Raw genomic sequence first — 24,814 nt, 5'->3', positions numbered from 1 at the left:
GGCCCACCCTGTCCACTGGCCGGGCCCAAAACTGGGCATGTCCCCCGGAGGAGGCTGGAGCGAGACCGAGTCAGGTGAGCCTGCGGTACTCCAGCAGCGCGGCGGTCCCCATGCCTCCGGCGATGCTGATCAGGGCCAGCCCCAGCTGCCCCTCGGCCGGGCTGCGGCGCGCCTGGGCCAGCAGCCGCGTGACGAGCACCGCGCCGGACGCGCCGTAGGCGTGCCCCAGGGCCAGGGCGCCGCCGTCGGCGTTGGCGCGTTCCGGGTCGATGCCCAGCTCATCCAGGCACGCGATGGTCTGGGATGCGAACGCCTCGTTGAACTCGACCAGGCCCAGCTCCGCGGCCGTGACCCCTGTGTCTTCCAGCAGGCGCTTGGCCGCGCGGGCCGCCCCGATGCCCAGCAGCTGCGGGTCCACGCCCGCCGTGTCCGTCCCGCGCACGAGGAGGCCGTCGGCGGCCCCCAGCCCGCGGGCGCGTTCCACCGAGGTGACCACGACGGCGGCGGCACCGTCCGCGTCGAAGCAGGAATTCCCGGCGGTGACGGTCCCGCCGGCGGCGAACACCGGAGGGAACCGGGCCAGCACCGCTGCGGTCAACCCGCGCCGCGGCCCGTCGTCGCCACCGACAGTGCGGGGGCCGTCCGGTCCGGACACACCGGGCAGGGGGACGATCTCGGCGTCGAAGAGGCCCGCCGCGGCGGACGCCAGCGCGCGCCGGTGGCTGCGCAGCGCCAGTGCGTCCTGCCGTTCCCGGCTGACCCCGAAGCGTGCGGCGACATTTTCGGCCGCCACCCCCATGTCCGGATCGCCGAGGCCCAGGGGGGCGAACTGTGCCCGCGCGAAGAATTCCGGGGCACCTCCGGCATCCCGGCGGGCCCGGAGCGGCGCCGTGCTGATGCTCTCCACGCCGCCGGCCAGGTACACGCCGCCGCCGCCGGCCGCCACGAGACGGGAGGCCAAGGCAATCGCGTCGAGCCCGGACCCGCACTGCCGGTCCACCGTGAGGCCGGGGACGCTGACGGGCAGGCCAGCCTCGAGGGCCGCGAGCCGGGCGACGTTCCCGCCCCCGCCGACGGCGTTGCCGATCACCACATCCGCCACGGACGCCGGGGCCACGCCCGCGTCGCTGAGCAGGCGGCGGAGCACGGGGGCCAGCAGCCCGTGGGCGTGCAGGGTCTTCAGAGCGCCGTGGGCGCGGCAGATCGGCGTGCGCCGGGCGGCAATGATGACCGGCTGCCGGTCGTCGGGAAGACTCCGCGGATGGGTCTCAGCCAAGGCGCCGGATCCGGGGGTCGCCGCGGGCAATCCAGTCGAGCAGCAGCTCCCGGCTGAGCTTGCCGCGGTCCGTCACGGGAAGTTCGGCCAGGGCGAAGTACTCCAGCGGCCGCTTACTGCGGGCCAGCACGTCCTCGACGCCCGCCTTCAGCTGGGTCGCGGTCAGCCCGCCGTGGGAGGGAACGATGCCGGCGACGACCTTCTGGCCGCGCAGATCGTCCGCGAGGCCCGCGGCCACGGCGGCGGCCACACCGGGCACCGAAGCCAGAGCCAGCTCGACCTCATGCGGGTAGACGTTGGTGCCGGCGGTGATGATCATGTCCGAGCGGCGGCCCAGCATGTGCAGGGTCCCGCCGTCGAGGTAGCCCTGGTCCCCCACGGTGTGCCAGCCGTCGAAGCTCTGCAGGGCCTGGCCGTCGTCGCCCCAGAGGTAGCCGTCGCTGACCATGCCGCTGCGGACGCAGATGTTGCCGTCGGTGCCGCCCGGCAGCGGGGCTCCGCCGTCGTCGAGGATGCGGATCTCGACGCCGGGAAACGGCTTGCCGATCCCGGTGCCGCGCTGTTCGGGCTGCTGCCCGGGGGCGAGTCCGGCGCCGGATACGAAGCTGAGCTCCGAAGCGCCGTAGTACTCGAAGATGGTCGCGTTGGGAGCCCAGCGGCGGGCGGCTTCGAGGGTCCGGGCGTCCAGTTTTGAGCCGGCGCAGATGATGCTGCGGATGCCCGAGGCGTCGACGCCGCCGCTCAGTCCCCGTTCGCTGAGGATCCGCAGCATCGTGGGGACCAGGACCAGCCGGGTGATGCCGTCGTGGCTGACGGCGGCATGCGCGTCGCCGACGTCGAACCGGGCCAGGGTGTGGAACTCCGAGCCGGCGTAGAGGCATTCGGCCAGCGCGTAGAGGTTCAGGCTGGCGGCGAGGGGCCCGGGCGCCAGGGTCCGGTCGTCCGCGGCCAGGCCAAAGAACTCCACCGACGCGTCGAAGGACAGCTGCCAGGACCGGCGCGAGCGGCTGAAGGCTTTGGGGACAGACGTGGTGCCGGAGGTCAGGCCGATCAGGAACGGGGTCCCGGGCGGCCCGTCGACCAATTCCAAACTGTCAGCAGGCTCCGGCACGGACGCGGCACCCGCCACGGAAGCGGCACCCGGCGCGGGAACGACGGACCCGCGGATCCGGTCCCTGATGCTGTCCTGCAGCGGCGGCGGCCACGTCGGGTCCAGCACGGCGCATTGCCGCTCCCCCGCGACGGCGGCCGCGAAGGCCGCGGCGAAGTGCAGCGAGTTCTCCTCGGACAGCACGGTCACGGCCGGGGTGCCCGGCAGCAGGCCGGAGGCGGTGTCCCGCAGCTCTTCCCAGCTCAGGCGCTGGCCGGCCACGACGACGGCGGTCCCGTCGGGGCGGTCATCGGCCCAGCGCTGGAGTCTGTCGAGAAAAGGCATCAGACCAACTTTACCGGGCCGGGGCGGCCCGAAAGCAGGGACGCGATATTGTGACAGCATGAGTTTCAATGACAACGTTCAACTGGACCCCTCGCAGGTCCAGGACCGGCGCGGCATGGGCCGCGGCGGAAAAGTCGGGATCGGCCTCGGCGGCGGCATCATCCTGCTGATTGCCTCGCTGCTCGGCATCAATCCGGGCCTGCTGGAAGGCCTGGCCGGCAGCACGCAGGATCCCGGGACGCAGAGCCAGGGCACCGCCCCGGCCTGCACCACCGGCGCCGACGCCGACGCCCGGCTCGACTGCCGCATCACCGGCACGGTCAACAGCCTGAACGCCTTTTGGCCCGCCTACCTGGCCCAGTACGACCGGGAATACCCGCAGCCCGGCACGGTGATCTTCGAAGGCGGCACTAATACAGGCTGCGGCGCCGCGACCTCGGAGGTGGGGCCGTTCTACTGCCCGGCCGATTCCACCGCGTACTTCGACCCGGGCTTCTTCCAGGACCTCGTGGACCGCTTCGGTTCCTCCGGCGGGCCGCTGGCGCAGGAGTATGTGGTGGCGCACGAATTCGGCCACCACGTCCAGAACGTGCTCGGCAACCTGGACCGGGCCCAGCAGGACCCGCAGGGACCGGAATCCGGTGCCGTCCGCGTGGAGCTGCAGGCTGACTGCTATGCCGGCCTGTGGGTCCGCTACGCCACGACCCAGGAGGACCCCCAGACCGGGCTGCCGTTCCTGGATCCGCTGACGGAACAGGATCTGCAGGATGCCCTGTCGGCGGCCTCGGCCGTCGGTGATGACCGGATCCAGGAGGCTGCGACCGGCCGGGTGTCCCCGGAGGCATGGACCCACGGTTCCAGCGCGCAGCGCCAGAAGTGGTTCTACCAGGGGTACAAGACCGGCGACATCAACCAGTGCGACACGTTCGGCGTCGCCACCCCGTAACCCCGTCCGCTGCTCCGTAACTGCCGTTATGGGCTGTCCAAAGGGCGGTTGCGGAGCACTCGATGAACGACGACGGCGGCCGGTCACCTTCCATGGAAGTTGACCGGCCGCCGTCGTTTCACGTCAGGGGCCTCCGCCGCCGAGGGTTCCCTGGCCGAGCGAAGCGAGGCAAGGGAGGCGGTGGGGATCTAGATGTTGAAGCCCAGCGCGCGCATCTGGTCGCGGCCGTCTTCGGTGATCCGCTCCGGACCCCACGGCGGCATCCATACCCAGTTGAGGCGCCATTCGTCGACGACCCCGTCCAGGGCCTTGCCGACCTGCTCCTCGATCACATCGGTGAGCGGGCAGGCGGCCGTGGTGAGCGTCATGTCGATCAGCAGGGCGCCGTCGTCGTCCGAGTACTTCAGGCCGTACAGCAGGCCCAGATCCACGATGTTCACACCCAGTTCGGGGTCGATGACATCCTTGAGTGCTTCTTCGACATCCTCGAGGCCCGTGCGGGCCACATTGAGTTCGGTCATTGCCAGTCCTATCTAGGCCTGTGCTGCAGCGGAAGCCGCAGCGATGGTGGCTGCTCCGGCGCCGGTGGCGTAGCGGTCGTAGCCTTCTTCTTCGAGGCGGTCGGCGAGCTCCGGGCCGCCCTCTTCCACTACCTGGCCGTCAACGAACACGTGCACGAAGTCCGGCTTGATGTAGCGCAGGATCCGGGTGTAGTGCGTGATGAGCAGCGTGCCCATCTTGCCCTCGGAGTGCGCGCGGTTGACGCCCTCGGAGACGACCTTGAGCGCGTCGACGTCCAGGCCGGAGTCGGTCTCGTCCAGGATGGCGAACTTGGGCTTGAACAGCTCCAGCTGAAGGATCTCGACGCGCTTCTTCTCGCCGCCGGAGAAGCCCTCGTTGACGTTGCGCTGGGTGAAGTCGGCGTCGATGCGCAGCTGCGCCATGGCGGCCTTGACATCCTTGGTCCAGGTCCGCAGCTTGGGCGCTTCGCCGTCGATGGCGGTCTTGGCGGTCCGCAGGAAGTTCGTCATGCTGACGCCGGGAACCTCGACGGGGTACTGCATGGCCAGGAACAGGCCGGCGCGGGCGCGCTCGTCCACGCTCATCGCGAGGACATCTTCGCCGTCCAGCGTGATGGTGCCGGTGGTGACGTTGTAGCGCGGGTGCCCGGCGATGGTGGACGCCAGGGTGGACTTGCCGGAACCGTTCGGGCCCATGATGGCGTGGGTTTCGCCGGTCCGGATGGTCAGGCTGACGCCCTTCAGGATTTCCTTCGTGCCCTGCTCGGTGTCAATGCTGACGTGCAGGTCCTTGATCTCAAGAGTAGACATGTGCCTTGTTCTCCTCTGCACCGTGCCCTCCGGCACCGTGCGGTTTCTTGTCGATAAGTTCTGTTGTGCGGGTTGCCGGCTGCGGGCAGCTAGCTGAAGTTCGGGGCCGCGGCACCGTTCAGGACGTTGGTGAAGTCCACGTAGACCTCGTCATCCAGGACGGTCACGGCGAACACAGGGACAGGATCATAGGCCGGCAGCTGGAGCGGCTCGCCGCTGCGCAGATCGAACTGGGAGCCGTGGCCCCAGCACTCGATCATGCAGCCTTCCACCTCACCTTCGGAGAGGGAGATGTCCGCATGCGAGCAGGTGTCGCCGATGGCGTGGATCTCGCCCATCGAGTCCTTCACGATCGCGACAGGGTAGTCGTCGACCAGGATCCGCAGCGCCTGCTTGAGTTCGATCTCACTGGCGTTGCAGACGAGCTCGCCTCTTGGCTGTTCAGTCATTGAAAAGTTTCCGTGTTCTCTAGTGCTGCGAACTAGTTGTCCGTTGCCGCGAGCTCGCGCTCGACGGCGGCCGTGAGGCGCTCCTCGATGGCCGGAACCTTGATCTGCTGGATGATCTCGTTCAGGAAGCCGCGGACCACCAGGCGGCGGGCCACCTTTTCCGGAATGCCGCGGGCCATCAGGTAGAACAGGTGCTGGTCATCGAACCGTCCGGTGGCGCTGGCGTGGCCGGCGCCGGCGATCAGGCCGGTCTCGATTTCCAGGTTCGGCACCGAGTCGGCGCGGGCGCCGTCGGTGAGGACCAGGTTGCGGTTGGCCTCGTAGGTGTCGGTGCCTTCTGCTTCCTTACGGATCAGGACGTCACCCACCCAGACGGTGTGCGCGTTCCGGCCCTGCAGGGCGCCCTTGTACAGGACGTTGGACTTGCAGTTCGCGACGGCGTGGTCCACGAAGAGGCGCTGCTCCAGGTGCTGGCCGGCGTCGGCGAAGTACAGGCCGAACAGTTCCACCTCGGCGCCCGGGGCGGTGAAGCGCGCCGACGGGGTGACGCGCACGAGGTCGCCGCCGAGGCTGACGACGATGTGCTTGAACTTGGCGTCGCGGCCGAGCTTGACCTGCTGGGAGGAGGCGTGCACGGCGTCGTCGTTCCATTCCTGGAGCGAGATGACGGTGAGCTGCGCGCCGTCCTCCACGAGGATTTCGACGTTCTCCGCCACGACCGCGGTGCCCTGGTGGTCTAGGACCACGACGGACTTGGAGAACTTCTCCGCGACGATCACCACGTGCTGGGCGGAGGCCTCGGTGCCCTGGCCGGTCAGCAGGACGCTGACCTCGCCGTCGACCTGGGCCTCGGCCGGGACCGTGATGACGGTGGCCTCGGTGAAGTTCTCCCAGGCGTTCGCGGAGACGCGGTCCTCGGGGATCGCTGCGGAGCCGATCCGGCGGTCGTCACGGCCGACGGTCTCCACGGTGACGCTGTCCGGGGCGGTGACGCTCACGGACGGTGCGGTGCCGTTGAGGACCTCGGTGTGCAGGCCGCGGAGGCGTTTGAGCGGGGTGAAGCGCCAGTCCTCCTCCATGCCGGTCAGCGGCTTGAAGTCCGCCAGCTTGTAGGAGGTCAGGCGTCCGGCGCGTGAGCTGTCCGGAATGCCGACGCCGCCGCCGTGCGAGTGCCGCTTGACGGCCTCGCCGGCGAGCGGGGACTTGGACTCCTTGGCGTTCAGCGGTGAGAGGCTTTCGCCTTCCTCCGTGAAGCCGTTGATGAACGGCTTGGCTGAGGGCGCGCCGATGCGGGCCTTTTCAGTAGTGATGTCAGTCATTAACCGACCGATCCTTCCATCTGCAGTTCAATCAGGCGGTTCAGCTCGAGGGCGTATTCCATCGGCAGTTCACGGGCAATCGGCTCGATGAAGCCGCGGACGATCATCGCCATGGCCTCGTCTTCGCGCATGCCGCGGGACATCAGGTAGAACAGCTGCTCTTCGCTGACGCGCGAGACCGTGGCCTCGTGCCCCATCGTGACGTCATCCTCGCGGATGTCGATGTACGGGTACGTGTCCGAACGGCTGATGGTGTCCACCAGGAGCGCGTCACAGCGGACCGTGTTGGCCGAGTGCTTGGCGCCTTCGCGGACCTGGACCAGGCCGCGGTAGGCGGCGCGGCCGCCGCCGCGGGCCACGGACTTGGAGACGATCGAGCTCTTGGTGTTCGGCGCGATGTGGACCATCTTCGAGCCGGTGTCCTGGTGCTGGCCTTCGCCCGCGAACGCGATCGACAGGGTCTCGCCCTTGGCGCCCTCGCCGACGAGGTAGACGGCCGGGTACTTCATGGTGACCTTGGAGCCGATGTTGCCATCGATCCACTCCATCGTGGCGCCCTCTTCGCAGATGGCGCGCTTGGTGACCAGGTTGTACACGTTGGTGGACCAGTTCTGGATGGTCGTGTAGCGGACGCGGGCGCCCTTCTTCACGATGATCTCCACCACGGCGGAGTGCAGCGAATCCGAGGTGTAGATCGGCGCGGTGCAGCCCTCGATGTAGTGGACGTAGGAGTCCTCGTCCGCGATGATCAGCGTGCGCTCGAACTGGCCCATGTTTTCCGTGTTGATGCGGAAGTAGGCCTGCAGGGGGATGTCCACGTGGACGCCCTTGGGGACGTACACGAAGGAACCGCCGGACCAGACAGCCGTGTTCAGCGAGGCGAACTTGTTGTCGCCCACCGGGATGATGGTGCCGAAGTACTCCTGGAAGATCTCCGGGTGCTCACGCAGCGCGGTGTCCGTGTCCAGGAAGATGACGCCCTGCTGTTCCAGGTCCTCGCGGATCTGGTGGTAGACGACCTCGGACTCGTACTGGGCGGCGACACCGGAGACGAGGCGGCTGCGCTCGGCTTCCGGGATGCCCAGCTTCTCATAGGTGTTCCGGATGTCCTCGGGGAGGTCTTCCCAGGTGTTGGCCTGCTTTTCCGTGGACCGCACGAAGTACTTGATGTTGTCGAAGTCGATGCCGGAGAGGTCTGCGCCCCAGGTCGGCATGGGCTTGCGGTCGAAGTACTTCAGACCCTTGAGGCGCAGGTCCAGCATCCACTTCGGCTCACTCTTCTTGGCCGAAATATCGCGGACGACGTCCTCGTTGATGCCGCGGCGGGCGTTGGCTCCGACGTCGTTCTTGTCGGACCAGCCGTACTCATAGGTTCCGATTCCGTGGAGCTCGGGATTCTTTTCCAGAATCTCCGAAATCACAGTGGATTCAGCAACCTTCTTCTCTGATAGTTGGTCCGTCATCACGGCCTTTCTTGCAGATGGTTGGATACTTCGTCCAGGCTGCCCGGGGTGGTTGCGGGGCTGTGAGGCCCCCTGGCCGCCGGACGGCCTGTAGGTATGTGGGTGGTGCAGACGTGCCCGCCGCGCGCCAGCGTGGAGAGCCGGCGGACATCGACGCCGACCAGCCGGGAGAACACGTCGGTCTCGACGTCGCAGAACACGGGGAACTGCGCGGCCAGTTGCTGGATGGGGCAGTGCCCCTGGCAGAGCTGGACGCTGGAGAGCGCCGCCGGGAGGGGGGCCTTGGCTTCGATCGAGTTAGTGGAGGCCACGAACCCGTCGCGGCTCAGCGCCTCGGACAGCGCCTGGGCGCGGGCGGTGATGTCCGGGCCGGCGGCGTCGATTTCCGGCGCGTAGCGGCGTTCCATCTCGCCGAAGCGTTCGACGGCGAACTGCCGCACGGCGTCGGGCCCGGCCATTTCGCCGAGGCGCTGCAGGGCCAGGGTGGCGATGTCCAGGTAGTCGTTGCCGAGCGTGGACTGGCCCTGGGAACTGAGAACATAACGTCGGGCGGGGCGCCCTGCCCCGGCGCCGGCACGGGCTGCGCGCTTGACCTCAATCACGCCGCTGCGTGAGAGGTGGTCCAGGTGCCGCCGGACCGCGGCGGGGGTGAACCCGAGCAGGTCGCCGAGTTCGGCGGCGCTGATGGGGCCGTGTTCCAGTACTGCGTTCAGCACGCGGTCCCGGGTGCGCTCTTCGGCGTCGACCGCCGGGAAGGCGGTGGCCGCCTGGGCTGCCGCGGATCCCGCTGCCGCTGATCCCGCTGGCGCTGATCCCGCTGGCGCCGATGCGCCCGAGGCGGCGCGCAGGCGGCCGCGCCCGGCGGGCGCAACAGAAGTTGAGGGGCTCATGGAATACACAACACAATCATGTCGTAATTTAGTCCCCCCGGCCAGTAAGGCATGGCTATCCTCGGCCCCCGGCGGGAGCGGCGGCCTTGAACCGCCGCCGCGTGCCGTTCCCCGGTCCGGTCCGGCCGCCGGCCCGACCCGGACGTACTACATCCCGTAGAATGCTGTGGTGCGATCCCCCGAATCCCCCGTCCTGTCCATCAGCGGGCTAGTCAAGGATGTAGGGCCGCTGCCCACCCTCGACGGCAAAATGCTGCGCGTGGTCAGCGGCCTTTCCCTCGTCGCCGAACGCGGACAGGTTACGGCCCTGCTGGGGGCCAACGGCGCGGGCAAGACCACCACCATCGAGTGCGCGCAGGGCCTGCAGAAACGCACGCACGGCAGCATCAGCCTCCTCGGTGAGGACCCGGACACCGCGGGGGCCGGGCTGCGGGCCCGCGTCGGGGTGATGCTGCAGGACGGCGGGCTGCCGCCGTCGGCCCGTCCCGTTCCCCTGCTTAAGCATATTGCCGGGATGTACCAGGACCCGTGGCCGGTCGGGGAGCTCATCGAGCGGCTGGGGATCGACACGTTCAGCCGGACGTCCGTGCGGCGCCTCTCCGGCGGGCAGAAGCAGCGGCTCGCGCTCGCGGCCGCGCTGGTGGGCAACCCCGAGGTGCTCTTCCTGGACGAGCCGAGCGCCGGCCTGGACCCGCAGTCGCGCCAGCTTGTGTTCGAGCTCATCTCCGAACTCCGGAACCGCGGGATGGGCATCGTCCTGACCACCCACCTCATGGACGACGCCCAGCGCCTCGCCGACTACGTCTACATCATCGACGCCGGCCGCAATGTCGCGGAGGGGACCGTCGCGCAGCTCCTGCAGCACCCCCTCCCGCCAGAGGCCGGGGAGCAGCACATCCGCACCCTGCTCTTCGAGACCGACCCCGGACTGGATTTCACCGGAGTGCTGCCCGACGGCGTCAACGTCACCGAAGCGCGGGCCGGCAGCTACGCCGCCACCGGCGCGCTGACCGCCGCGGACCTCGCGGCGATCACCGCGTGGTGGGCCGCGCGGGGCATCATGCCCCGCTCGCTGAGCCTTGAAGCCCGCAGCCTTGAGGACGTCTTTCTCGACATCTCCGGAAGGGAGATCCGATGACCCGCGACAGTGCCGCCCTGGGCAGCGCACCGCCCGGCAGCGCACGGCCCGGCAGCGCCGTGCCGGACCGTTCCCTTGGCAGTGCCCCGGCCCCGCTGCTGCGGCGCATCGTGCTGCAGGGCAAGTACGAGACGATCACCATGCTCCGGAACGGCGAACAGCTGATCCTGGCGGTCGTGCTGCCGCTGCTGGCCATGGTGGGACTGACGGTCACGCCCCTGCTGGACGGCTTCGGCGCGAGCCGGATAAATGTTGCCGTGCCGGGGATCCTCGCGCTGTGTGCCATGTCCACAGCGTTCACCGGCCAGGGCATCTCCACGGGTTTTGACCGCCGCTACGGGGTCCTGCGGTTCCTCTCCACCACCCCCCTGGGGCGCACCGGGCTGATCGCCGGGAAGGTCCTCGCGGTCCTCGCGGTCCTGGCGCTGCAGGTGCTGGTGGTCACGGCCGTGGCCCTGGTGCTGGGCTGGCAGCCGGATCCGCTGGGCTGGGTCCCGGGGCTGGCGCTGCTGGTGCTCGGCGCGGCGGCCTTCACCGCCCTGGGCCTGCTTGTTGCCGGGACCGTCCGGCCGGAGGCGACCCTGGCGATCACCAACCTGCTGTGGATCCTGCTCGGTGCCCTCGGCGGGATCGTGATCCCGGCCGAGCGGCTGCCCGCCCTGCTGGAGTCGATCGTGCAGTTCCTCCCCTCCGGCGCCCTGGGACAGGCCATGAGGGAAGCCTTCCTGTCGGGGACCGTCAGCCCGGTCCCGGTACTTGTCCTGCTGCTCTGGACGGCGATCGCCGGCGGCGCAGCCACCCGTTGGTTCAAATGGAATTGAGAAAACTGTGAGCACGGACTCCCGCACTCCCCGGACCGCGTCCCGGAACATAGCCTGGCTGCCCGTCACCGTCAACAAGACGGTGCAGCGGCTGGCGGTGCTGTCCCTGATCGGCCAGACCGTCCTGATCGTGACCGGCGGCGCGGTGCGTCTCACCTCGTCCGGCCTGGGCTGCCCCACCTGGCCGCGCTGCACGGACTCCTCGCTCGTGAACACCCCGGAAATGGGCATCCACGGCATCATCGAGTTCGGCAACCGCCTCCTGACGTTCGCACTGGCCGCCGTCGCCGTCGCCATGCTCGTGTATCTCTGGAACCTCCGCAGGGAACGCCGCGACCTCTTCCTGCTGGCCTTGGGCCTGCTCGCCAGCATCCCGGCGCAGGCCGTCATCGGCGGCATCACGGTGCTGACCCAGCTGAACCCCTGGGTCGTGGGCCTGCACTTCCTGGTCTCCATGGCTCTCGTGGTGGTGGCCACCCTGTTGGTCAACCGAGCCTACGGGCGGACGGGCCGCTTCCGGGCCGCTGAGCTGCCGGCCCTGCCGGGTGTCGCGCGCCCACTGATGACCGCCGTCGCGCTGTTCGCCGCCCTGGCCGTCTGCCTGGGCGTCGTGGTCACCGGTGCGGGACCGCACGCGGGCGACGCCGATGCGCCGCGCAACAACCTGGACTGGGACCTGTTCTCGCACATCCACGCGGCGCCGGCCTACCTGGTGACCGCCGGGGCGCTGTTCGCGCTCTATCTCGTCCTCCGCGACCGGATCCCCGGCCCGTTCCGCACCGCCGTTGTGATGCTCCTGGGCGTCACCGTGCTGCAGGCGGCCATCGGCTTCACCCAGTACTACAACGGCATCCCGGCGCTCCTGGTCGCGGCGCACATGCTCGCCGCCGCCCTGCTGATGAGCGCGGCCACGAACGCCGCCGACCTGGCCCGCAGCAGCCCGGTCAAGTAACCGCAGACAAGACAGAAGCACCCCGGTCCGCTTGGGCCGGGGTGCTTCTGTCTTGTCTGCGAAAGAGTACCTAGCCCATGATGGGGGAACCGATGAACGGGTCGACGGCGAGGGCGATGAAGAGCAGGGTCAGGTAGCTGATCGAGCCGTGGAAGACCTTCATGGCGCCCTTGTTGGACACGTCGCCGGCCTGCGCCCGGTTGTACAGGGCGTGCGATTCGTAGAGGAACCAGGCACCGGCGAGGACCGCGGTGACGGTGTAGACCCAGCCGGCGCCGCCGGCCGGGACGAGCAGCAGCGAGCACGCGACCATGGCCCACGCGTACAGGACCACCTGGACGGAGACGACCTTGGCCCCGGCGATCGCACCGAGCATCGGCACGTTGGCGTTGCGGTAGTCCTCGCCGTAGCGCATGGACAGCGGCCAGTAGTGCGGCGGCGTCCACAGGAAGATGACCATAAAGAGCACCACGGCGGGCCACTCGACCGTGTTGGTCACTGCGGCCCAGGCGATCAGCACCGGGAAGCAGCCGGCCGCCCCGCCCCAGACGATGTTCTGGGCCGTGCGGCGCTTGAGGATCATCGTGTAGATGACCACGTAGAAGACGATCGCCCCCAGCCCGAGCCAGGCGGCGAGCGGGTTGGCGCCGAACCAGAGGATCGCGATCGCGGCCGCGCCGAGGAGCCAGGAGAACACCATCGCCTCGCGGGGCGTGACCTCGCCGGTGACGAGCGGCCGGTTCTCGGTGCGGTGCATGAGCTTGTCGATGTCGCGGTCGATGTAGCAGTTGAAGGCGCCCGCGCTGCCGGCGGCAAAGGCACCGCCCACCAGGGTTGCCACGATCAGGCCGATCGACGGGAAGCCGCGCTCGGCGTAGATCATGGTCGGCAGGGTGCTGACCAGCAGGAGCTCGATGACGCGGGGTTTCGTGAGCGCCAGATAGGCCTTGGCCTTGCGGGCGAAGCCGATTCTTCCGCGGATGGGAGAGGCGTTCAGCGGCGTATCTGTTGTGCTCACGGTGGCAGTCACTCTGTTCTGTCTGGCTGTTCAGTCCGGCTGGTTCCGCAACGCGGGGTGCATATCGGAGGGGTCCGCGCGCAGCGCGCAGGCGTGTCCCCGCCCCCGTTGGTAGCCACGAACCATCATACCGTGCAGGCACAGCCCGACCGGTCCCGGGAACACTCCCGGCGGATACCCGTGATTCGAACAGATTAACGCGGGCTCACAGCCGCCGCGGACGCCGGTGATTCATATAAGCCGAAATCCGGTCCAATTGGTGAGATATACAGCACCCGCCCGGTGGAATAGGGCTAAGCTGTCTGCAGATCAGCGCGCACAGGAACGGCCAAAAGGCCTGAGCTAGTGCTGGATGTACCTTCCTGCAGATTCCTGCAGGTGTGCACTGGCGAATGCCGCTGAATGATAGATCAACGTTTCGATGGTGAACGGCTGGTACGTACCGCAGCGGGCACCGAACTGTGCCCCGGACGGGACTGACCATACCACCCGCCATCAGCACAGAGAGGGGCCCGGTTTTCGTGCCACATTTGGAAGAGCAAGAACTGTCTTGGACCAGTCTGGACCAGCGCGCCGTGGACACCATCCGTGTCCTCGCCGCCGACGCGGTGGAGAAGGTCGGCAACGGCCACCCCGGCACCGCCATGAGCCTGGCTCCGGCCGCCTACCTTCTCTTCCAGAAGTTGATGCGGCACGACCCGAAGAACCCCGACTGGCTGGGACGGGACCGTTTTGTCCTCTCCCCCGGCCACACCTCCCTCACGCTGTACATCCAGCTGTTCCTTTCCGGCTACGGCCTGGAACTGAAGGACCTTGAGGCGCTGCGCACCTGGGGTTCTCTGACCCCCGGCCACCCGGAATACAAGCACACCGCCGGCGTCGAGATCACCACCGGCCCGCTCGGCCAGGGCCTCGCCTCCGCCGTCGGCTTCGCCTACTCCCAGCGCCGCATGCGCGGGCTGTTCGACGCCGACGCCCCCGAAGGCACCAGCCCGTTCGACCACACCGTCTGGGTCATCGCCTCCGACGGCGACCTCCAGGAAGGCGTGACCTCCGAGGCCTCCTCGCTCGCCGGACACCAGGAACTCGGGAACCTCGTGGTGATTTACGACGAGAACCACATCTCGATCGAGGACGACACCGACATCGCCTTCACCGAGGATGTCCTGGCCCGCTACGAGGCCTACGGCTGGCACACCCAGCGCGTGGACTGGACCCGGACCGGGGAATACAAGGAGGACGTGCAGGAACTGCACGCCGCGCTCCTGGCCGCGAAGGCCGAGACGGGCAAGCCGTCCATCATCTCGCTGCGCACCATCATCGGCTACCCGGCGCCCAAGAAGCAGAACACCGGGAAGATCCACGGCTCCGCCCTCGGTGCCGAGGAAGTCGCCGCGCTGAAGAAGGTCCTCGGCTTCGACCCAGAGCGCACCTTCCAGGTCGACGACGACGTCCTGGCCCACGCCCGTGAAGCCGTGGACCGCGGCGCGGCCGCCCGCACCGAATGGCAGGCAGCCTTCGATGCCTGGCAGTCGTCCAACGCCGAGGCCGCCGCGCTGCTCGAACGCGTCGAAGCCAAGAAGCTCCCGGCCGAGCTCGACGCCGCGCTCCCGGTTTTCGAGGCCGGCAAGGACGTCTCCACCCGTGCCGCGTCCGGCAAGGTCCTGAACGCGATCGGCCCGGTCATGCCGGAGCTGTGGGGCGGCTCCGCCGACCTCGCCGAATCGAACAACACCACGATCGAGGGCTCGCCGTCGTTCATCCCGGCCTCCCGCTCCACGGCCGCCTGGAAGGGCAACCCCTACGGACGGGTGCTGCACTTCGGCATCCGCGAGCACGCCGCCGCGTCGATTGTCAACGGCATCGCCCTGCACGGCCGCACCCGCGCGTTCTCGGGCACCTTCCTGATCTTCAGCGACTACCAGCGCCCGGCCATCCGCCTCGGTGCCCTCATGGGGGTCCCGTCGCTGTACGTCTGGACGCACGACTCGATCGGCCTCGGCGAAGACGGACCGACCCACCAGCCGGTGGAACAGCTCGCCACCCTCCGGGCCATTCCGGGCCTGGACGTCGTCCGCCCGGGCGATGCGAACGAGGTCGCAGCGGCCTGGAAGGTCATGCTCGAGAACCACGAGAACCCTGCCGGCATCGTGCTGACCCGCCAGAACATTCCCACCTATGCGCGCGGAACCTCCGACGCCGAAGGCGACACCTTCGGTTCCACCGCCGGGGTCGCCAAGGGCGGCTACGTCCTGGCGGAAGCCTCGGCCAACGGCCGGACCGCCACGCCGCAGGTCATCCTGATCGGCACCGGCTCGGAAGTCCAGCTGGCCGTGCACGCCCGCGAAGCGCTCCAGGCCGAAGGCATCCCCACCCGCGTGGTGTCGATGCCCTGCGTGGAGTGGTTCAACAAGCAGGACGCCGCCTACCGCGAAGCGGTGCTCCCGGCGGCAGTCAAGGCACGGGTATCCGTCGAGGCCGGGCTCGCCCTGGGCTGGAAGGAATTCGTCGGCGACGCCGGCCGTTCCATCAGCCTTGAGCACTTCGGCGCCTCGGCGGACTACAAGCGCCTGTTCCAGGAATTCGGCATCACCGCGGAGGCCGTTGCCGCCGCAGCCAGGGAATCCCTCGCGGGCCTTCCGGCCTGACCCCAACTTCACGCTTTCCGGGCCGCCGCTCCAACTGACGGCGGCGGCCCCAGACTTCAGGAGTTACACATGAGCACCGCCCCCAGCACGACCCCCACGCAGCAGCTCTCCGACGCCGGCGTCTCCATCTGGCTCGATGACCTGTCCCGCGGCCGCCTCTCCACCGGCACGCTGCGCAAGCTGATTGAAGAGAAGAACGTCGTCGGCGTCACCACGAACCCGTCGATCTTCCACGCGGCCATCACCACCGGCCACGACTACGACGACATCATCGCCGCCAAGGCCGCCTCCGGCGCCAGCGTCGAGGAGACCGTCTTCGCGATCACCACGTCCGACGTCGCCGACGCCTGCGACCTCTTCGCCCCGGTGGCCGCAGCCACCAAGGGCGTCGACGGCCGCGTCTCGATCGAGGTTGACCCGCGCCTGGCCTGGGACACCGCCGGCACCATCACCGAGGCCAAGGAACTCCACGCACAGGTCAACAAAGAGAACGTCCTGATCAAGATCCCGGCCACCCTCGAGGGCCTGGAAGCCATCACCGCCACCCTCGCCGCCGGCATCAGCGTCAACGTCACGCTGATCTTCTCGCTGGAGCGCTATCGCGCCGTCATCAACGCGTTCCAGTCCGGCCTGGAGCAGGCCAAGGACAACGGCCACGACCTCTCCAAGATCCACTCGGTCGCGTCCTTCTTCGTCTCCCGCGTCGACGCCGAAATCGACAAGCGCCTCGACGCCATCGGCACCGACGAGGCCCGCGCCCTCAAGGGCAAAGCCGGCCTCGCGAACGCCCGCCTCGCCTACCAGGTCTACGAGGAGCTGTTCTCCACCGAACGCTGGGCCCTCCTGGCCGACGCCGGGGCCCTCCCGCAGCGTCCGCTGTGGGCCTCCACCGGCGTCAAGGACCCGGCCTACCCGGACACCCTGTACGTCACGGAACTGGTCGCCCCCGGCGTCGTGAACACCATGCCGGAAAAGACCCTCGACGCGACCTTCGACCACGGCACCGTCACGGGCAACACGATCAGCCGCGGCTACGACGACGCCAACGCCACCCTGAACGCCCTCGATGCGCTCGGCATCTCCTACAACGAGGTCGTCGCGGTGCTCGAGTCCGAAGGCCTCGACAAGTTCGTGGCAAGCTGGAAGGAACTGCTGGCCGACGTCGAGGCAGCCCTCGCCGCTGCACGGAAGGACGCATAGTCCCATGACCACTCTCAGCTACGACGCCACCGGCGCCGCCCGCCTCGCCCACGAACAGCACCTGCCCGCCCTGCTGGAAGACAAGGTCGCCACCCGGATCTTCGCCAAGGACCCCACCCTGTGGGGTCCCGACGCGGAGGCCGAGGCCTCCGTCCGGCTCGGCTGGGTCGAGGCGGCCACCGTCTCCCAGGGTCTGGTCGCGGACATCCTGGCCCTCCGTGACGCCCTGCGCGCCGACGGCGTCAGCCGGATTGTCCTGTGCGGCATGGGCGGATCCTCGCTGGCCCCCGAGGTCATCGCGGGGACCGCCGGCGTCGAGCTGACCGTGCTGGACAGCACCGATCCGGAACAGGTCGCCGCCGCACTCGCGGACCGGCTGGCCGAAACCGCGATTGTGGTGTCCTCCAAGTCCGGCTCCACCCTGGAGACGGATTCGCAGCGCCGGGTCTTCGAGCACGCCTTCACCGAGGCCGGGCTCGACGCGAAGAGCCGCATCATCATCGTCACCGACCCGGGGTCGCCGCTGGACAAGGCCTCCCGGGAGGCCGGCTACCGCGCCGTCTTCAACGCTGACCCCACCGTCGGCGGACGCTACTCGGCGCTCACCGCGTTCGGGATGGTGCCGTGCGGACTGGCCGGCGTGGACATCCAGGCCTTCCTGGACGAGGCGGAGGAAGCCGCCGAGGTCCTCAACGAGGACGGCGACGAAAACATCGGCCTCGCCCTCGGCGCGGCGCTGGGCGGCACCAGCCCGCTGCGCGACAAGATCGTCATCGCCGAGGACGGCTCCGGGATCAAGGGCTTCGCGGACTGGGCCGAACAGCTCATCGCCGAGTCCACCGGCAAGCTCGGCACCGGCGTGCTGCCGGTCGTCGCCGGGCCGTCCTCTCCGGAGGCCACCCTCGGCGCCCCCGACGTCCTGGTGGTCCGCCTTGTCGCGGCGGACGCCGACGTCGAACTCGGCGAAAACGAGGTCGCGATCGCCGGCGGCCTGCCGACCCAGATGATGACGTGGGAGTTCGCCACCGCGGTCGCCGGGCGGCTCCTCGGGATCAACCCCTATGACCAGCCCGACGTCGAGGCCGCCAAGGTGGCCGCCCGCGGCCTGCTGGACGCCCAGCCGGAACCGACGCCGGCGGCCTTCACTGACGGCGCCATCGAGGTCCGCGGCGGGGACTGGCTCGGCGGCGCAAGCACCGCGGCCGGGGCTGTCAGCGCGCTGCTCGGCGAGCTGGGCCCGGACAGCTACCTGAGTGTCCAGGCCTACTTCGACCGGCTCGCCTACGCGCCCCTCGAGGGGGTCCGGGACCAGCTGGCAGCGCTCAGCGGCCGTCCCGTGACCTTCGGCTGGGGTCCGCGGTTCCTGCACTCCACCGGGCAGTTCCACAAGGGCGGACCCGCGATCGGCGTTTTCCTGCAGGTGACGGCCGCGTCCGCCACCGACCTGGCCATCCCGGACCGTCCCTTCACTTTCGGCGAGCTGATCTCCGCGCAGGCCGCCGGCGATGCGCAGGTGCTGTCCGAACACGGCCGCCCGGTGCTCCGCCTGCACCTCACGGACCGCGCCGCCGGCGTCCGCCAGCTGCAGGAGATCGTCTCCACGCTGGCCGGCCAGGCAGTCCCCTCCTCCGAAAGCTAAGGCACCCACGCAACCATGCCAGACAAACACAATGACGGCCGCAGTTCCGCGACTCGTTCGGGAAGGCGTGCCGGCAACCCGCTCCGCGACCCGCGGGACCGCCGCCTGAACCGTATTGCCGGACCGTCGTCGCTGGTCCTGTTCGGGGTCACGGGGGACCTCGCACGCAAGAAGCTCATGCCGGCCGTTTACGACCTGGCCAACCGCGGCCTGCTCCCGCCCAGCTTCGCCCTGGTGGGCTTCGCCCGGCGTCAATGGGACAACGAGGATTTCGCCTCCGAGGTCAAGGACGCGGTGAAGGCCTACGCCCGCACCCCGTTCGATGAGACGGTGTGGGAGCAGCTCGCGAAGGGCATCCGTTTCGTGCAGGGCGAGTTCGACGACGACGACGCCTTCAAGCGGCTGTCCGAAACGATCGACGAACTCGATGAGCAGCGGGGGACGCGCGGCAACCACGCGTTCTACCTTTCCATCCCGCCGAACGCGTTCGAACTCGTCTGCCGGCAGCTCTCCAAGCACGGCCTGGCCCAGGCCGAGGGGGACAAGTGGCGGCGCGTGGTGATCGAGAAGCCGTTCGGGCACGACCTCGAGTCGGCCCGGCAGCTCAACGACATCGTCGAGTCGGTCTTCCCGCCGGACGCGGTCTTCCGGATCGATCATTACCTGGGCAAGGAGACGGTGCAGAACATCCTGGCGCTGCGCTTCGCCAACCAGCTCTTCGAGCCGCTCTGGAACGCGAACTACGTGGACCACGTCCAGATCACCATGGCCGAGGACATCGGCACCGGCGGCCGGGCGGGCTATTACGACGGCGTCGGCGCGGCCCGCGACGTCATCCAGAACCACCTGCTCCAGCTCCTGGCGCTGACCGCGATGGAGGAACCGATTTCCTTCAACGCCGATGACCTGCGCGCGGAGAAGGAAAAGGTCCTCGCCGCCGTCCGGCTCCCCGAGGACCTCTCCACCCACTCGGCGCGCGGGCAGTTCACCGGCGGCTGGCAGGGCGGCGAAAAAGTCGTCGGCTACCTCGAGGAAGACGGCATCCCCGCCGACTCCACCACCGAGACGTTCGCCGCGATCCGGGTCGATATCAACACCCGCCGCTGGTCCGGGGTTCCGTTCTACCTGCGCGCCGGCAAGCGGCTGGGGCGCCGGGTGACCGAGATCGCCGTCGTCCTCAAACGCGCCCCCAACCTGCTCTTCACCGACCACGGCGAGGATGACTTCGGCCAGAACGCCGTCGTGATCCGGGTCCAGCCCGACGAGGGCGCCACCATCCGCTTCGGGTCCAAGGTCCCGGGCACCCAGATGGAGGTCCGCGACGTCACCATGGACTTCGGCTACGGCCACTCCTTCACGGAGTCCAGCCCGGAGGCCTACGAACGGCTCATCCTTGATGTGCTGCTCGGCGAGCCGCCGCTGTTCCCGCGCCACGCGGAAGTCGAACTGTCCTGGAAGATCCTGGACCCGTTCGAGGACTACTGGGCGTCCCTGGCCGAGCAGCCCGAACCCTACGCCCCCGGAAGCTGGGGACCCCCCTCCGCCGACGAGCTCCTTGCCCGCGACGGACGAACCTGGAGAAGGCCATGATCGTAGATCTTCCCGACACCACCACCTCCAAGATTTCCAAGAAGATCATGGCGCTGCGCGAGCAGGGCGGCGTGATCGCCCTGGGCCGGGTGCTGACCCTCGTGGTCGTCACCAAGTCCGGGCTGGAAGAGGAGGCCATCGAGGCCGCCAACGAGGCCAGCCGGGAACACCCGTGCCGGATCATCGTCCTCGCCGACGCCGGCGCCAAGGCCCCGACCCGGCTCGATGCGCAGATCCGGGTGGGCGGCGACGCCGGAGCCTCCGAGGTCATCCTGCTGCGCGGCTACGGTGAGCTCGCGGAGGAAAGCGAATCGCTCGTCGCGGCCCTGCTGCTGCCGGACGCGCCTATCGTGGCCTGGTGGCCGCACGGCGCGCCGAAGAACGCCTGCGAGACCTCCATCGGCCGGATCGCGCACCGCCGGATCACGGACTCGGCCAACGAGAACGACCCGCAGCGCGCCCTGGAGAACATCCGCCGCACCTACAAGGCCGGCGACACCGACCTGGCCTGGACCCGCCTGACCAACTGGCGGATCCAGCTGGCCGCAGTCCTGGACCAGGTGAACGGATCCCCGGTGACGGCGGTCGCCGTCGAAGGCGCCTCGGACTCCCCCAGCACCATCCTGCTGGCCGCCTGGCTCACCCTGGCCCTGGACGCGCCGGTCACGATCGTCGCGGACCCGGCCGGCACCGGGATCCGGCGGGTGCGGCTCACCCGCGCCGCCGGGGACGTGCAGCTGTTCCGGCCCGGCCTCACCGTGGCGGAACTGAGCCAGCCCGGGCAGCCGGTGCAGCGCATCTCGCTGCCGCGCCGCAGCCTTAAGGACTGCCTCGCCGAAGAGCTGCGCCGACTCGACCCGGACGAAGTCTTCGGTGAAGTGATTACTATTGGACTGCCACGTACCAACCTAAGGAGTGTCCGTCCCAGTGAGCGCTGACCCCAGAGTAAGCATCCATCCCGACTCGTCCGTCCTGATGGCAGCCATCGCGGCGCGCCTGATCACCAAGCTGGTGGACATCCAGGACAAACACGGTGAGGCGACGGTGGTGCTTACCGGCGGGTCGATGGGCATCGGTTCGCTCAAGGCCGTGGCCGAGTCGCCGGCATCCCCCGCCGTCGACTGGTCCAAGGTCAATTTCTGGTGGGGCGATGAGCGCTTCGTCGCCGCCGACGACCCCGAACGCAACGCCTACCAGGCCCACGAGGCGCTGCTCTCGCGCATCAACGCGGACCCGGCAAGGATCCACGTGCCCGGGTCCACCAACGAGTTCGACACGCCGGAGGAGGCGGCCGCGGACTACGCCCGCCGGCTCGGCGAGGCGGCGGCCGCCGAACACGCCGCGGACATGTCCGATGACCGGCCGGAACACCCGTCAGCGCTCCCCCGCTTCGACATCGTCCTGCTGGGGGTGGGGCCGGACGCACACGTTGCGTCGCTCTTCCCCGAACAGGCCGGCATCCGGGAGAAGGAACTTTCCGTGGTGGGCGTCCGCAACTCCCCCAAGCCGCCGCCGCTGCGGGTGTCCCTGACGCTGCCCGCCATCAACACGGCCTCGGAAATCTGGATGGTCGTCGCCGGTGAGGACAAGGCCGGCGCCGTGGGGCTGGCCCTTGCGGGCGCCAACCCGGTGCAGGTACCGGCGGCCGGCCCGCGGGGCCGGAACGAAACCCTCTGGCTGATCGACGAAAACGCGGCCGCCCGGGTCCCGGCGCAGCTGGTCCGGAAGAGTTAGCCCGGCAGGGCTGCGCCGCTGCGCTATCCCTCTGCGCTATCCCTCCGGGAGCGCGCGGCTGGCCCGCAGTCTCTCGAGCGCTCCGGCCAGCACGTCTTCGGCGTCCTGGCTGGAGCGCCGCTCTTTAACGTATTCCAGGTGGCTCTTGAAGCCTTCCACCGGAACTTCCTCGAGCGCGAACTGCGCCTCGTCCCGGGTGGCGGTCCCGCCGCAGCGGCGGCAGTCCCAGACCCCGGGGATCTGGTCGTCGGGCAGCTGGGCGAAGACGAGCGGCGTTTCGTGGCCTTTGGCGCAGCGGTAGCTGACGCGGATGCGGGGTGTGCGGACGGCGGAGCCGTCGAGCGGTTCGTGGCGGGGCGAGGCCCCTTCGGTGGCTCCTACGCGGATGCCCCGGAATCCGGAGGCGGAATGCAGCATCGGGAACTCCTGGCTACTTGGGGACGGAATGCTCGTGCAGTCTGCCACAGTGTAGTTCGGAGTTCCCGATGTAGAGCAGGGCCAAAAGGACCCCCTATGAAGTTTTTCGGTGGGGACTTAGGAGTCGCCGCCGCTGAACCGCATGATCAGGCCGAGGCCGACGATCACGAGGCCCCACGTGATACCAAGAATGACCGTGAAGCGGTTCAGGTTCCGCTCGGCCACCCCGGAGGAGCTAAGGCCGGAGCTCATGCCGCCGCCGAACATGTCGGACAGACCGCCACCACGACCCTTGTGGAGCAGGATGAGCAGGGTCAGCAGGAGGCTGGTGATGCCCAGGAGGACCTGCAGAATGACATGAAGAACGTCCACGACGGCCTTTCAGAAGATTTGGATTGCGGGGGCCACTACGGTGTCCGGACTAATCCGTCAGCAGGTGACTCTCGAACCTGACAATATTAGCAAACTCGGCGGCGTCCAGGCTGGCACCGCCGACCAGCAGTCCGTCCACGTCGCGTTCCTTGAGGATCGAGGCGGCGTTGTTGGCCTTGACCGAGCCGCCGTAGAGCAGCCGGGTCTTGGCGGCGACGTCCGCGCCGAAGAGCGTGGCGAGCTCGGCGCGGATGGCGGCGCACATTTCCTGGGCGTCGTCCGGCCCGGCAACTTCACCGGTGCCGATGGCCCAGACCGGCTCGTAGGCGACGACGAGTTCGGCGGCCTGCTCGGGGGTGAGGCCCTCGACGCCGGCGCGGAGCTGCGCAAGCGTGTGATCGACGTGTGTTCCGGCCTGCCGGATTTCCAGACCTTCACCGACGCAGAGCACCGGGGTGATGCCGTGACGGAAGGCGGCCTTGGTCTTGGCGTTCAGCACCTCGTCCGACTCGTGGTGGATGGTCCGGCGTTCGCTGTGGCCGACGAGGACGTAGCTGCAGCCGAGCTTGGCGAGGAACTGCCCGGAGATGTCGCCCGTGTAGGCGCCGGAGTCGGCCGGGGAGAGATCCTGGCCGCCGTAGACAATCTTCAACTCGTCGCCCTGGACCAGGGTCTGGACGCCGCGGAGGTCGGTGAACGGCGGGAATACGGCGACCTCCACCCGGCTGTAGTCGTGCTTGGCGTCGGACAGGGTCCAGGCCAGTTTCTGCAGGAGGGTGATGCCCTGGACGTGGTCCATGTTCATCTTCCAGTTGCCCGCGATGAAGGGCGTGCGGTCGAAGGTGCCGTTGGTTGAAGTAGTCACGTGGTCTCCCAAAAGGTCGTAGCAGTGGAACAGCCGGCAGGGCGCCCGTCCTGGGATGGGCGTCCTGCCGGCTGGAGGGTCTAGCGGTCCAGGACGCTCAGGCCGGGGAGTTCCTTGCCTTCAAGGTACTCGAGGCTGGCGCCGCCGCCGGTGGAGATGTGACCGAACTGGTCGTCGGCGAATCCGAGGGTCCGGACTGCGGCGGCGGAATCGCCGCCGCCGACCACGGTGAACGCCCCGGTCTCGGTCAGCGCCTGGGCGATGGCCCGGGTGCCCGCGGCGAAGGCCGCGAACTCGAACACGCCCATGGGGCCGTTCCAGAACACCGTCCTGGCGCCCTTGATCCTTTCGGCGAAGGCTGCCGCTGATTCCGGTCCGATGTCCAGGCCGATGCCCTGGGCTCCGAAGCTGCTGCCTTCAATCGCGTCGGCCCGCACAGTCTCGTGGTCGGCGTCGGCGGCGAACTTGCTGGCCACGACGACGTCGGTGGGAACCACGAACTCGGTGCCGGCGTCCGCGGCGCGCTTGAGGTAGTCCTGCACGACCGGGATCTGGTCCTCTTCCAGCAGGCTGCCGGCCACCTTGTGGCCCGCGGCGGCGAGGAAGGTGAACAGCATGCCGCCGCCGACCAGGATGGTGTCAGCCTTCCCGATCAGGTTGTCGATCACGGCGAGCTTGTCCGAGACCTTGGAACCGCCCAGCACGACGACGTAGGGGCGCTGCGTGTCCGTGGTGAGCTTGCGCAGCACCTCGACCTCGGTGCGGACCAGGTCGCCCTGGTAGGACGGCAGCCGGGTGGCGACGTCGTACACGCTGGCATGCTTGCGGTGCACGGCGCCGAAGGCATCGTCCACGAAGGCGCCGTTGGCACCGGTGAGGGCCACCAGCTCGTCCGCGAACGCGCCGCGTTCGGCGTCGTCCTTGGACGTCTCGCGGGCGTCGAAGCGGACATTTTCGAGGATCAGGGCTTCGCCGTCCTGCAGCGCCGCGGCGGATGCCTTGGCGGACTCCCCGACGGTGTCCTCCGCCAGGGAAACCTTGAAGCCGGCAAGCTCGGCCAGCCGCGCCGCGGCGGGCTTGAGCGAGTACTTGTCCTCGGGTGCGCCCTTGGGGCGGCCAAGGTGTGCTGTGACCAGCACGCGGGCACCGGCGTCCGTGAGCTTCGCCAGCACTGGCAGGGAGGCCTTGATACGGCCGTCGTCAGTCACTGTAGAGCCGTCGAGCGGCACGTTCAGGTCACTTCTGACCAGAACGTACCGCCCGCGGACACCATCAGCGATCAGTTCGTTGAGGGTGTGGAATGTCATGAGT

General features: G+C 68.9%; 23 protein-coding genes. 10 read left to right on the top strand and 13 right to left on the bottom strand.

Annotation, left to right across the window (positions count from 1 at the left end; translation table 11 throughout):
• Positions 1 to 70 precede the first annotated feature (70 nt).
• On the bottom strand, positions 71 to 1,276 hold the full coding sequence (locus AC06G6_RS09685) for a thiolase family protein (protein ID WP_479828467.1): 1,206 nt from the start codon (positions 1,274 to 1,276) through the stop codon (positions 71 to 73).
• Positions 1,269 to 2,711, bottom strand: a complete 1,443-nt coding sequence (locus AC06G6_RS09680) for an AMP-binding protein (protein WP_479828466.1) — start codon at positions 2,709 to 2,711, stop codon at positions 1,269 to 1,271. The genes AC06G6_RS09685 and AC06G6_RS09680 overlap by 8 nt, the downstream gene beginning before the upstream one ends.
• A gap of 58 nt (positions 2,712 to 2,769) precedes the next feature.
• On the opposite strand from AC06G6_RS09680, the gene ypfJ reads away from it, so the two are divergent.
• A complete protein-coding gene (gene ypfJ, locus AC06G6_RS09675; protein WP_479828465.1) occupies positions 2,770 to 3,657 on the top strand; it encodes a KPN_02809 family neutral zinc metallopeptidase in 888 nt (295 codons plus the stop codon).
• A 188-nt stretch (positions 3,658 to 3,845) separates the two neighbouring features.
• Here the strand turns inward: ypfJ and AC06G6_RS09670 are convergent, their stop codons facing one another.
• The 6 genes from AC06G6_RS09670 to AC06G6_RS09645 all read right to left on the bottom strand — a co-directional run bounded on the left by AC06G6_RS09670 (position 3,846) and on the right by AC06G6_RS09645 (position 9,118).
• Positions 3,846 to 4,178, bottom strand: coding sequence for a metal-sulfur cluster assembly factor (locus AC06G6_RS09670; RefSeq protein ID WP_056434018.1), 333 nt, complete (start codon positions 4,176 to 4,178; stop codon positions 3,846 to 3,848).
• Positions 4,179 to 4,190: 12 nt separating this feature from the next.
• Positions 4,191 to 4,988, bottom strand: a complete 798-nt coding sequence (gene sufC, locus AC06G6_RS09665; protein ID WP_307463976.1) for a Fe-S cluster assembly ATPase SufC — start codon at positions 4,986 to 4,988, stop codon at positions 4,191 to 4,193.
• An 89-nt stretch (positions 4,989 to 5,077) separates the two neighbouring features.
• Positions 5,078 to 5,437: a non-heme iron oxygenase ferredoxin subunit gene (locus tag AC06G6_RS09660; protein WP_479828464.1), complete on the bottom strand. Its 360-nt coding sequence runs from the start codon at positions 5,435 to 5,437 to the stop codon at positions 5,078 to 5,080.
• Between the two features lie 32 nt (positions 5,438 to 5,469).
• Complete coding sequence (gene sufD, locus AC06G6_RS09655) at positions 5,470 to 6,756, bottom strand: Fe-S cluster assembly protein SufD (protein WP_479828463.1); 1,287 nt, start codon at positions 6,754 to 6,756, stop codon at positions 5,470 to 5,472.
• Positions 6,756 to 8,219: a Fe-S cluster assembly protein SufB gene (sufB, locus tag AC06G6_RS09650; RefSeq protein ID WP_282379218.1), complete on the bottom strand. Its 1,464-nt coding sequence runs from the start codon at positions 8,217 to 8,219 to the stop codon at positions 6,756 to 6,758. The genes sufD and sufB overlap by 1 nt, the downstream gene beginning before the upstream one ends.
• A complete protein-coding gene (locus AC06G6_RS09645; RefSeq protein WP_479828462.1) occupies positions 8,219 to 9,118 on the bottom strand; it encodes a helix-turn-helix transcriptional regulator in 900 nt (299 codons plus the stop codon). The genes sufB and AC06G6_RS09645 overlap by 1 nt, the downstream gene beginning before the upstream one ends.
• Before the next feature lie 160 nt (positions 9,119 to 9,278).
• On the opposite strand from AC06G6_RS09645, the gene AC06G6_RS09640 reads away from it, so the two are divergent.
• Genes AC06G6_RS09640 through AC06G6_RS09630 form a run of 3 tightly spaced genes read left to right on the top strand, consistent with a single transcriptional unit; the run spans position 9,279 to position 12,020 of the window.
• The gene (locus AC06G6_RS09640; protein ID WP_479828461.1) at positions 9,279 to 10,247 is read left to right on the top strand and encodes an ABC transporter ATP-binding protein; all 969 of its coding nucleotides are present in this window, start codon (positions 9,279 to 9,281) and stop codon (positions 10,245 to 10,247) included.
• On the top strand, positions 10,244 to 11,068 hold the full coding sequence (locus AC06G6_RS09635) for an ABC transporter permease (RefSeq protein ID WP_479828460.1): 825 nt from the start codon (positions 10,244 to 10,246) through the stop codon (positions 11,066 to 11,068). The genes AC06G6_RS09640 and AC06G6_RS09635 overlap by 4 nt, the downstream gene beginning before the upstream one ends.
• A gap of 7 nt (positions 11,069 to 11,075) precedes the next feature.
• Positions 11,076 to 12,020, top strand: a complete 945-nt coding sequence (locus AC06G6_RS09630; RefSeq protein WP_479828459.1) for a COX15/CtaA family protein — start codon at positions 11,076 to 11,078, stop codon at positions 12,018 to 12,020.
• A 70-nt stretch (positions 12,021 to 12,090) separates the two neighbouring features.
• On the opposite strand, the gene AC06G6_RS09625 is transcribed toward AC06G6_RS09630, so the two are convergent.
• The gene (locus AC06G6_RS09625) at positions 12,091 to 13,050 is read right to left on the bottom strand and encodes a heme o synthase (RefSeq protein WP_479828458.1); all 960 of its coding nucleotides are present in this window, start codon (positions 13,048 to 13,050) and stop codon (positions 12,091 to 12,093) included.
• A 518-nt stretch (positions 13,051 to 13,568) separates the two neighbouring features.
• On the opposite strand from AC06G6_RS09625, the gene tkt reads away from it, so the two are divergent.
• The 6 genes from tkt to pgl all read left to right on the top strand — a co-directional run bounded on the left by tkt (position 13,569) and on the right by pgl (position 21,849).
• Positions 13,569 to 15,686: a transketolase gene (tkt, locus tag AC06G6_RS09620; RefSeq protein ID WP_479828615.1), complete on the top strand. Its 2,118-nt coding sequence runs from the start codon at positions 13,569 to 13,571 to the stop codon at positions 15,684 to 15,686.
• A gap of 69 nt (positions 15,687 to 15,755) precedes the next feature.
• Positions 15,756 to 16,886: a transaldolase gene (tal, locus tag AC06G6_RS09615; protein ID WP_479828457.1), complete on the top strand. Its 1,131-nt coding sequence runs from the start codon at positions 15,756 to 15,758 to the stop codon at positions 16,884 to 16,886.
• A 4-nt stretch (positions 16,887 to 16,890) separates the two neighbouring features.
• The gene (locus AC06G6_RS09610) at positions 16,891 to 18,525 is read left to right on the top strand and encodes a glucose-6-phosphate isomerase (protein WP_479828456.1); all 1,635 of its coding nucleotides are present in this window, start codon (positions 16,891 to 16,893) and stop codon (positions 18,523 to 18,525) included.
• A 15-nt stretch (positions 18,526 to 18,540) separates the two neighbouring features.
• Complete coding sequence (gene zwf / locus AC06G6_RS09605; protein WP_479828455.1) at positions 18,541 to 20,115, top strand: glucose-6-phosphate dehydrogenase; 1,575 nt, start codon at positions 18,541 to 18,543, stop codon at positions 20,113 to 20,115.
• The gene (locus AC06G6_RS09600; RefSeq protein ID WP_479828454.1) at positions 20,112 to 21,053 is read left to right on the top strand and encodes a glucose-6-phosphate dehydrogenase assembly protein OpcA; all 942 of its coding nucleotides are present in this window, start codon (positions 20,112 to 20,114) and stop codon (positions 21,051 to 21,053) included. The genes zwf and AC06G6_RS09600 overlap by 4 nt, the downstream gene beginning before the upstream one ends.
• On the top strand, positions 21,043 to 21,849 hold the full coding sequence (gene pgl / locus AC06G6_RS09595) for a 6-phosphogluconolactonase (RefSeq protein ID WP_479828453.1): 807 nt from the start codon (positions 21,043 to 21,045) through the stop codon (positions 21,847 to 21,849). The genes AC06G6_RS09600 and pgl overlap by 11 nt, the downstream gene beginning before the upstream one ends.
• A 36-nt stretch (positions 21,850 to 21,885) precedes the next feature.
• Here pgl and AC06G6_RS09590 read toward each other — a convergent pair whose 3' ends face one another.
• The 4 genes from AC06G6_RS09590 to AC06G6_RS09575 form a co-directional block, all read right to left on the bottom strand.
• Positions 21,886 to 22,266 carry an RNA polymerase-binding protein RbpA gene (locus AC06G6_RS09590; protein ID WP_307464002.1) on the bottom strand — a complete coding sequence of 127 codons (381 nt, stop codon included), beginning with the start codon at positions 22,264 to 22,266 and terminating at the stop codon, positions 21,886 to 21,888.
• Positions 22,267 to 22,383: 117 nt separating this feature from the next.
• A complete protein-coding gene (gene secG, locus AC06G6_RS09585) occupies positions 22,384 to 22,638 on the bottom strand; it encodes a preprotein translocase subunit SecG (protein WP_307464003.1) in 255 nt (84 codons plus the stop codon).
• Positions 22,639 to 22,687: 49 nt separating this feature from the next.
• The gene (gene tpiA / locus AC06G6_RS09580) at positions 22,688 to 23,503 is read right to left on the bottom strand and encodes a triose-phosphate isomerase (RefSeq protein ID WP_479828452.1); all 816 of its coding nucleotides are present in this window, start codon (positions 23,501 to 23,503) and stop codon (positions 22,688 to 22,690) included.
• An 80-nt stretch (positions 23,504 to 23,583) separates the two neighbouring features.
• Positions 23,584 to 24,810, bottom strand: a complete 1,227-nt coding sequence (locus AC06G6_RS09575; RefSeq protein ID WP_479828451.1) for a phosphoglycerate kinase — start codon at positions 24,808 to 24,810, stop codon at positions 23,584 to 23,586.
• Positions 24,811 to 24,814: the final 4 nt, after the last annotated feature.

The organism is Arthrobacter sp. CJL-S3 (genome assembly GCF_056711635.1).
Note: the sequence above shows the minus strand (reverse complement) of the source record. Positions and strands in the feature narration are given on the sequence as shown.

What these genes read in the sequence shown, in the direction of transcription:
- AC06G6_RS09680 (WP_479828466.1), bottom strand. Translation starts at nt 2,711, where the DNA reads ATGCCTTTTCTCGACAGACTCCAGCGCTGGGCCGATGACCGCCCCGAC.
- ypfJ (WP_479828465.1), top strand. Translation starts at nt 2,770, where the DNA reads ATGAGTTTCAATGACAACGTTCAACTGGACCCCTCGCAGGTCCAGGAC.
- AC06G6_RS09670 (WP_056434018.1), bottom strand. Translation starts at nt 4,178, where the DNA reads ATGACCGAACTCAATGTGGCCCGCACGGGCCTCGAGGATGTCGAAGAA.
- sufC (WP_307463976.1), bottom strand. Translation starts at nt 4,988, where the DNA reads ATGTCTACTCTTGAGATCAAGGACCTGCACGTCAGCATTGACACCGAG.
- AC06G6_RS09660 (WP_479828464.1), bottom strand. Translation starts at nt 5,437, where the DNA reads ATGACTGAACAGCCAAGAGGCGAGCTCGTCTGCAACGCCAGTGAGATC.
- sufD (WP_479828463.1), bottom strand. Translation starts at nt 6,756, where the DNA reads ATGACTGACATCACTACTGAAAAGGCCCGCATCGGCGCGCCCTCAGCC.
- sufB (WP_282379218.1), bottom strand. Translation starts at nt 8,219, where the DNA reads ATGACGGACCAACTATCAGAGAAGAAGGTTGCTGAATCCACTGTGATT.
- AC06G6_RS09635 (WP_479828460.1), top strand. Translation starts at nt 10,244, where the DNA reads ATGACCCGCGACAGTGCCGCCCTGGGCAGCGCACCGCCCGGCAGCGCA.
- tal (WP_479828457.1), top strand. Translation starts at nt 15,756, where the DNA reads ATGAGCACCGCCCCCAGCACGACCCCCACGCAGCAGCTCTCCGACGCC.
- AC06G6_RS09610 (WP_479828456.1), top strand. Translation starts at nt 16,891, where the DNA reads ATGACCACTCTCAGCTACGACGCCACCGGCGCCGCCCGCCTCGCCCAC.
- zwf (WP_479828455.1), top strand. Translation starts at nt 18,541, where the DNA reads ATGCCAGACAAACACAATGACGGCCGCAGTTCCGCGACTCGTTCGGGA.
- AC06G6_RS09600 (WP_479828454.1), top strand. Translation starts at nt 20,112, where the DNA reads ATGATCGTAGATCTTCCCGACACCACCACCTCCAAGATTTCCAAGAAG.
- AC06G6_RS09590 (WP_307464002.1), bottom strand. Translation starts at nt 22,266, where the DNA reads ATGCTGCATTCCGCCTCCGGATTCCGGGGCATCCGCGTAGGAGCCACC.
- AC06G6_RS09575 (WP_479828451.1), bottom strand. Translation starts at nt 24,810, where the DNA reads ATGACATTCCACACCCTCAACGAACTGATCGCTGATGGTGTCCGCGGG.